This window comes from Cupriavidus phytohabitans, assembly GCF_000426345.1.
In the GTDB taxonomy this organism is placed as follows: domain Bacteria; phylum Pseudomonadota; class Gammaproteobacteria; order Burkholderiales; family Burkholderiaceae; genus Cupriavidus.
Genome location: NZ_AUFE01000020.1, coordinates 98,478 through 105,111 on the forward strand (window position 1 = coordinate 98,478; position 6,634 = coordinate 105,111).

The 6,634-nt window shown below is 67.0% G+C and carries 7 protein-coding genes and 1 pseudogene; all 8 read right to left on the reverse strand.

The window, feature by feature from the left end:
* Nucleotides 1-8 precede the first annotated feature (8 nt).
* Nucleotides 9-1,994, reverse strand: coding sequence for a response regulator (locus K309_RS0116615; RefSeq protein WP_029047491.1), 1,986 nt, complete (start codon nucleotides 1,992-1,994; stop codon nucleotides 9-11).
* 2 nt (nucleotides 1,995-1,996) lie between these two features.
* Nucleotides 1,997-2,908: a sensor histidine kinase gene (locus tag K309_RS0116620; protein WP_084402451.1), complete on the reverse strand. Its 912-nt coding sequence runs from the start codon at nucleotides 2,906-2,908 to the stop codon at nucleotides 1,997-1,999.
* A gap of 2 nt (nucleotides 2,909-2,910) precedes the next feature.
* Entirely contained in the window at nucleotides 2,911-3,909 is a 999-nt protein-coding gene (locus K309_RS0116625; RefSeq protein ID WP_035877700.1) for an ATP-binding SpoIIE family protein phosphatase, read from the reverse strand.
* Between the two features lie 28 nt (nucleotides 3,910-3,937).
* A complete protein-coding gene (locus tag K309_RS0116630; protein ID WP_029047494.1) occupies nucleotides 3,938-4,351 on the reverse strand; it encodes an anti-sigma regulatory factor in 414 nt (137 codons plus the stop codon).
* Nucleotides 4,348-4,716, reverse strand: a complete 369-nt coding sequence (locus K309_RS0116635; RefSeq protein WP_029047495.1) for an STAS domain-containing protein — start codon at nucleotides 4,714-4,716, stop codon at nucleotides 4,348-4,350. Before K309_RS0116635 ends, K309_RS0116630 begins: the two co-directional genes overlap by 4 nt.
* 14 nt (nucleotides 4,717-4,730) lie before the next feature.
* Nucleotides 4,731-5,582 carry an STAS domain-containing protein gene (locus tag K309_RS0116640; RefSeq protein WP_029047496.1) on the reverse strand — a complete coding sequence of 284 codons (852 nt, stop codon included), beginning with the start codon at nucleotides 5,580-5,582 and terminating at the stop codon, nucleotides 4,731-4,733.
* A gap of 178 nt (nucleotides 5,583-5,760) precedes the next feature.
* A complete protein-coding gene (locus K309_RS0116645; protein ID WP_084402452.1) occupies nucleotides 5,761-6,357 on the reverse strand; it encodes a 3-hydroxyacyl-CoA dehydrogenase family protein in 597 nt (198 codons plus the stop codon).
* A pseudogene (locus tag K309_RS42965) lies at nucleotides 6,357-6,634 on the reverse strand (IS4 family transposase); the annotation flags it as partial. The pseudogene K309_RS42965 and the gene K309_RS0116645, both read right to left, overlap by 1 nt.

Here is a 6,634-nt window from a genome sequence, read left to right on the forward strand (position 1 = left end):
GCCGTGGCCTAGCCGTACTTTCCGCCCGGCAGCGCCATCTCGATCGCGCTCATCAGTTCCTGCAGGCGCAGCGGCTTCGCGCACACCGCATCGAAGCCGCTTTCCATCGCCAGGCGCCGGTCCTGTTGGCGCGTGAAGGCGGTCAGGGCGATGGCCGGCACGCGCGCGCGGGACCCGACCACCTCCTGCGCGCGCACTTCGCGGACCAGTTCATTGCCGTCGCGGCCCGGCAGGCCGATGTCGCTGATGATCAGGTCCGGCGTGGCGTTCGCCATCTGCGCCAGTGCGTCGTCGCTGTCGCGGGCGCTGCGGACATGGGCGCCAAAGCCGGCCAGGATGGCGCTCAGGGCGGCGGCCGCATCGCTGTCGTCTTCCACCAGCACGATATCGAGTCCGTCCAGCCGCGTCGCGGTGCCGGGTGCGCCGTGGTCGGTACCGCCGGCAGAATCTGCCTCCTCCGGCTCGGCGCTCGGGGTCAGCAGCGGGATGGCGATCTCGAAGGTGGCGCCATGGCCCAAACCCTGGCTGTAGGCCTGCACGACGCCGCCATGCATTTCGGCAAGGCGCTTGACGATCGCCAGGCCGAGGCCCAGCCCGCCCTGGGCGCGACGGTTGGCACCTTCGCTCTGGGTAAAGCGGTCGAACAGGAACGGCAGGAATTCCGGATCGATGCCACGGCCCGCGTCGACCACGGACACGCTCAGGGTCTCCGTATCGGACTTCGCGATCACGCGGACGGTGGCGCCTTCGGGCGAGAACTTGATCGCGTTGGAGATGAGGTTCCACAGGATCTGCTGGAAGCGCGCCGGATCGAGCCACGCAGCCTGCGCCAGGTCCGGGGCGATTTCCCCCTGAAGCGACAGCCGCTTCTCGCTGGCCATCAGTTGCATGCTGTCGAGTGCGGCGCGAATGACTGTGGCTGGGTTGGCCATCTCGCGCTCGAGCTTCATCTTGCCGACATTGAGCAGCGACACGTCGACCAGGTCAGCCACCAGCCGCTGCTGGATGGCGACATTGCGTTCGACCGCGGCCAGCCCGCGGCGCCCTTCGTCGGTGCTGACATGGCGCCCCAGCACATGGGTCCAGACCGAGATCACATTGAGCGGGTTGCGCAGCTCGTGCGACAGGATGGCGATGAACTCGTCCTTCATGCGGTTCACGCGTTCAACGCCGGCACGTGCCGCCTGCTCGCGTTCGATCAGCTGTTCCTGCTGGCGCTCAAGGTTGAGCCGCTCGGTAGCGTCCGTCACGACCGCGACCCGGTCGCCCGATGGCGTGCTAGGGGAAATTCTCCAGTCGAGGTGGACCGGCTCTCCCGCCGCGTCGAGCAGCGGGAACGATCCCTGCCATCCCTCGTCCGCTGGCACGGTGGCTTCGGCGGCGCGCTCGGCAAAATCGCCGGGCGCCAGCGCGGTGACGGACTGCCCGAGCAGATCCGAGGCCGGCCGGCGCAGCAGTGTCAGCATGGCGGGATTGACGTCAATCAGCTGGCCGCGGGCATCGAGAACGCAGATGCCGCTGGTGGCCTGCTGGTAGATCGCGCGCAGGCGTGCCTCGCTCTCGCGCAATGAGCGCTCGGCCGCGGCGGCACGCGCCAGCGCCGAGGCCGTGGCAATCAGCACTTCCGGTTCGGCGGGATGGATCAGGTAGGCCGTGGCACCGGCATTCAGCCCGCGCGCCTTGTCGTAATCCTGCACGTAGGTGGCCGACAGGTGGATCACCGGCAGCGTCGTGGTATCCGGGTCGGCACGCAGCCGTTCGCACACCTGGATCCCGTCGATATCAGGCAGGTTGACGTCGAGCACCATCACGGAAATGCCCGGTGCCCTTGCCAGGCGCAAGGCGTCCAGCCCGCAATCGGCCTCGGTCGTGCGGAACCCGGCGCTCTTGAGCACGCGCACGGTCGAATAGCGGGTGATTGGGTTGTCGTCGACGACCAGTACGAGCGGAGATGACGCGGACGGTGCCGCCTGCTGCGTGGATTGCGGGTCCATGATCATGCCTTTGCCGCGCCCGCCGCCGCCGGCGCTGCGGGATAGGTGAGCGGCAGCGTGACGTAAAAGCGCGAGCCCACATCGACTTCGCTTTCGAAACCGACCCGCCCGCCCAGCACCTCGGCCAGCCGCTTGCTGAGCGCAAGGCCAAGCCCTGAGCCGCGCAGGCGGCGCTGCAGCGGCGAATCGATCTGCACGAAATCCTGGAACACCGCGCCATGCATTGCCGCGGGGATGCCAATGCCAGTGTCCTTGACCGAGAACATGACCTCGTGCTCGCCCACCAGCTTCGCGGAAACACGGACTTCGCCGCGCGGCGTGAACTTGAGCGCGTTGGAGATGAAGTTGCGCAGGATCTGCGACAGCTTGCGGTCGTCGCTGTAGAGGCTCGGCACCTCGTGCGGTTCTTCAAAGATCAGCGCCACCTCTGGATTGGTCAGCACCGGCTTGAACATGCCGCGCAGCGTATCGAACAGCGCGACCATGTCGAACCACGCCGGCGACACATCCACCCTGCCCGCTTCGAGCCTGGCCAGGTCGAGCAGGTCGTTGACCATGTCGGCAAACTCCGCGGCGGTCTCGCGCACGAACATCACCTGCCGTTCCTGCTCGGTGGTGAGCGGACCGTCCACGCGATCGATCAGCAGGCGGGTGATGCTCTGGATCGCGACGATGGGAGTGCGGAATTCATGGCTCATGTACGTGAGGAAGCGGCTCTTCAACTCGGTTGCCTGGCGCAGCTGTTCCGCCTGGATGTCCAGTTCCGCGTACAGCGCCACCACGCCGCGGTTGGTCTCCTCAAGTTCCGCGCGCAGGCCGTCGCATTCGCGGATCTTGGTGTCCAGGGCCTCGCGCAGTTCGTCCGGGCTCAGCGGGGTGTCCGGCGGCAAGCGGGAGTCGTCGTGGCTGGCCATGCTCAACCCTCGGCGCGGCGGATCACCAGCACGGTGGCGTCATCCCGGCCCCGGCCGAACTTCCACACGATAAACGCCGCGATCAGCGTGGGATCGTGCCGCAACAGGCTGGCATCCTCCAGGCGCCAGCGCGACTGCACGCCATCCGAGAACAGGATCACCAGCGCATGGGCCGGCCATTCCATCACCTGTTCCTGGATGGCATGTACCTGGATCCCCGCGGTGCCGTGCTGCGGCAGCAGCGTGCGGTCCGCGGTGCCCGAGATAACGCGGCCCATCACATTGCCGGCCCCGGCGAAATGGATCTGGTTGCCGCGCAGGTCCAGCCGCGCCGCGCTGACGGCCGCGCCACGGGTGCTGCGCAGTGCCGCGTGAGCGCGTTCGAGGACCTGGGACGGGCTGCCGCAGGGCTTCTCCGCAAACGCCGCCAGCGCGGCCCTGGCTGCGTCGGCGGCCAGCGGGCCATGCCCGAGGCCGTCGGCCAGTACCACGTCGGCGCCGTTCTCGTGCTGCGCCACGCCCCAGCCGTCGCCGCTGACCTGCTCGCCGGGTGCGGCCAGGCATACCGCCCCGACCAGGCAGCCGCGCAACGGCGCCGCCCGTACCGGGCGGCCACCCGGCTCCCGTTCGCGATAGAACCGCGCCAGGATGACGCTGCCCTGGCCAAGGCGGCTGACGATATCGAAGTCGTCGGCCATGCGCTGCACGGCGCCCAGCCCCTCCCCGGCGCTGCCCGCGCTGGAATAGCCATCGCGCATGCATGCCTGCAGGTCGTGCATGCCGGGCCCGTTATCCAGCGAGATCAGCTCGATCAGCATGCCGTCGCCCACGGCGCGGGCGCCAATGTACATCCGGCCGCCCACCGCATGGCGTACCAGGTTGCTGCAAAGCTCGTTCGCGACCACGGCGATGCGGCCCGCCAGCACGCTGTCGAAAGCCAGCCGCGCGCACAGGTCGGCCGCGAGCCGGCGGGCTTCGCCGACCCGGCTGGCGTCATCCATGGGAAGCACGACGGCGGGACCCTGTCCGCTACTTCCACCGAGTGACACTGACACAGGTTCCCTCCCCGACTTGGGTACGGATGGAGAAATCGTTGACCAGCCGGCGGCTCCCGGACAGGCCCATGCCGAGGCCATTGCCGGTGGTCCAGCCATCGGTCAGCGCCAGGGAAACGTCGGGGATGCCAGGGCCCTTGTCCTCGAAATGCAGCCGCAAGCCCCGGCGTACGCCTTCGTCGATGAATTCCCAGCGCATTTCGCCGCCATGCCCGTGCACCACCGCATTGCGGGCCAGTTCGCTGGCCGCCGTAATCATCTTAGTCTGCTCGACCAGTGAAAACTGCAGCTGGGCGGTCAGCGCACGCACGACCGAGCGGGCCTGCACGACATCGCGCTCGTCGCGCAGCGGGATCGTCCCAGTGGTGCCAAGCGCGGATTGCGTCACCTGAGCTCACTCCGCTGCGCCTTGTCCAGCAGCGCCATGCCGCGCTCGACGTTGAGCGCGGTCCTGACGCCGGTCAGGGGCAGCCCGAGTTCCACCAGCGTGATCGCCACGGCCGGGCGGATGCCGACTACCACCGTGGCCGCGCCCAGGATGCGTGCGATATCGGAAATGCCGACGAGCATGCGGCCGATAAACGAATCGACCATTTCCAGCGCCGAGACGTCGATCAGCACCCCGCGCGCGGTGTTCTGCTCGATGCTTGCCGCCAGGTCTTCCTGCAGCCGCAGCGCGGTCTGGTCTTCCATGTCGATCTGGATCGTGACCAGCAGGTAGGACCCCATCCGCAGGATCGGAATTCGCTCCATGGTCTGCCTCCCGGTCAGGCCGGCTGGCGGGTCACGGCGTGCCCCGTCAGCCGCATGGCGGTGGCCAGCGCGTCGGCCAGCGTTGCCTTGGTCACGATGCCTTGCAGGTCGATGCCCAGATGCACGATGGTCTGCGCGATCTGCGGCCGGATCCCGCTGATGATGCTCTCCGCGCCCATCAGGCGGATCGCGGTCACCGTCTTCATCAGGTGCTGGGCCACCAGCGTGTCGACCGTCGGCACGCCGGTAATGTCGATGATGGCCAGTGCGGAGCCGGTTTCGACGATACGCTGCAACAGGGTTTCCAGCACCAGTTGCGCGCGGCTGCTGTCCAGCGTACCGATCAGCGGTACCGCCAGCACCCCTTCCCACAGCTTGATCACCGGCGTCGACAGCTCGAGCAGTTCCTGCTGCTGGCGCCGGATGATGTCTTCGCGGCTGCGCTGGTAGGTAGACATGGTCCACTGCGCCATGCGGTCGACGATGGCGGACGCGGCCCAGATCACGTCGATCCGCGCATCCAGGTTGCTGCGGTCGCGCTGCAGCGCCTCGAAAATGGGCCGTTTGAGCGACAGCACGAAGCCGCTGGTCACGTCCGCGGTCTCGCCTTGCGCGGCGCGCGAGGCCGACAAGTGGGCGAGTGCCTCGCGCAGTTCGGCGAACGGCGCCTGCTCGAAGCCGTCCGCATCGCCGTTGGCGCGCAAGGCGGCCTGCAGGCCTTGCAGGATGGAGCGCTGCTCGCTGGCAAGGTTGCCGGTGAAGCCCCGGCCGCCGGACAACGACTGGTATTCGGTGGCCCAGCTCTCGGCAATTTTTTCGACTTCGGCGTGCAACAGGCCGGCAAGGCGCTGGTTTTCTGAACGCATAGGGATGGCGAAAGTTGTAAGCGATGCACAGGAGACAAAGTACGCAGTGTCAGTGCATTCTAGGAGAGATTGATAGCTCACTCCACGTTACTTCGCGCCTCACAAAACAAAATCGGGTGCAGCCATGTGCACTGCCGTGCACGGCTGCGCCCGTCCGGGTCGGTCGTATCCCGGATCGCTATTGCATATCGGCAAACCGCTTGCCGCGCGCCGCCAGGTCTGCCAGCAATGGCGCGGGATGGAATTCCTCGCCAAGCATTTCCTCGTACTGCCGCAGCGTCCGCACTACCTTGTCGAGCCCGATAGTGTCGGCATAGAACATCGGACCGCCCCGGTACCCCGGCCAGCCATAACCGTTGTTCCAAATCACATCAATATCGGACGCCCGCAGCGCCTTGCCCTCCTGCAGGAGCTTCGCGCCCTCGTTGATCATCGGCAGAACGCAGCGCTCCAGGATTTCCTGGTCGGATACCGCGCGGCGGGTGCGGCCCTGGCGCGCGGCAAAGTCGCGGATCATCTGCTCCACCACCGGCGACGGCCGCGCATTGCGCTGCGCGTCGTAGTCGTAGTAGCCCGCGCCGGTCTTCTGGCCGCGCCGGTCCATCTCGCAAAGGATCTCGCGCAGCGTCGAGCCGGTCGAGCGCTCGCGCACCCAGCCCAGGTCCAGTCCCGCCAGGTCGCTCATCGCGAACGGGCCCATCGGGAAGCCGAAGTCATGCAGCACACGGTCGATGTCCCAGGGCAGCGCCCAATCCACCCAAGTTACTGTAAGCATCAACAAGCCTTATAAGCGGCATGTCGATGAGGCTTTGGGCGAGGCGGACGAGGTTTGTTGCGATCCGGTCGCACGCGATGGGCACGTGTTGCGATCAAAGCCAAGGTCTCATTCAGGGCAGCCTTGGCCCAGCGCAAGCCGAGCAGCGCCGCTGACAGGACAGGTTTGAGAGCCGTGATGGCGAAGGTTCGGTTGATACGACGGTCCGAGTCAATCTCATGTTCCTGCGCGGCGCTGAGGCAGCATAGGGCGTGCAAGTTGTCGCTGAGGATTTTGG

Bases quoted from the DNA above. Each gene is read 5' to 3' on its own strand.
- K309_RS0116635 (WP_029047495.1), bottom strand. From the start codon at position 4,716: ATGGAGCGAATTCCGATCCTGCGGATGGGGTCCTACCTGCTGGTCACG.
- K309_RS0116620 (WP_084402451.1), bottom strand. From the start codon at position 2,908: ATGGCCAGCCACGACGACTCCCGCTTGCCGCCGGACACCCCGCTGAGC.
- K309_RS0116645 (WP_084402452.1), bottom strand. From the start codon at position 6,357: ATGCTTACAGTAACTTGGGTGGATTGGGCGCTGCCCTGGGACATCGAC.
- K309_RS0116625 (WP_035877700.1), bottom strand. From the start codon at position 3,909: ATGGATGACGCCAGCCGGGTCGGCGAAGCCCGCCGGCTCGCGGCCGAC.
- K309_RS0116640 (WP_029047496.1), bottom strand. From the start codon at position 5,582: ATGCGTTCAGAAAACCAGCGCCTTGCCGGCCTGTTGCACGCCGAAGTC.
- K309_RS0116615 (WP_029047491.1), bottom strand. From the start codon at position 1,994: ATGGACCCGCAATCCACGCAGCAGGCGGCACCGTCCGCGTCATCTCCG.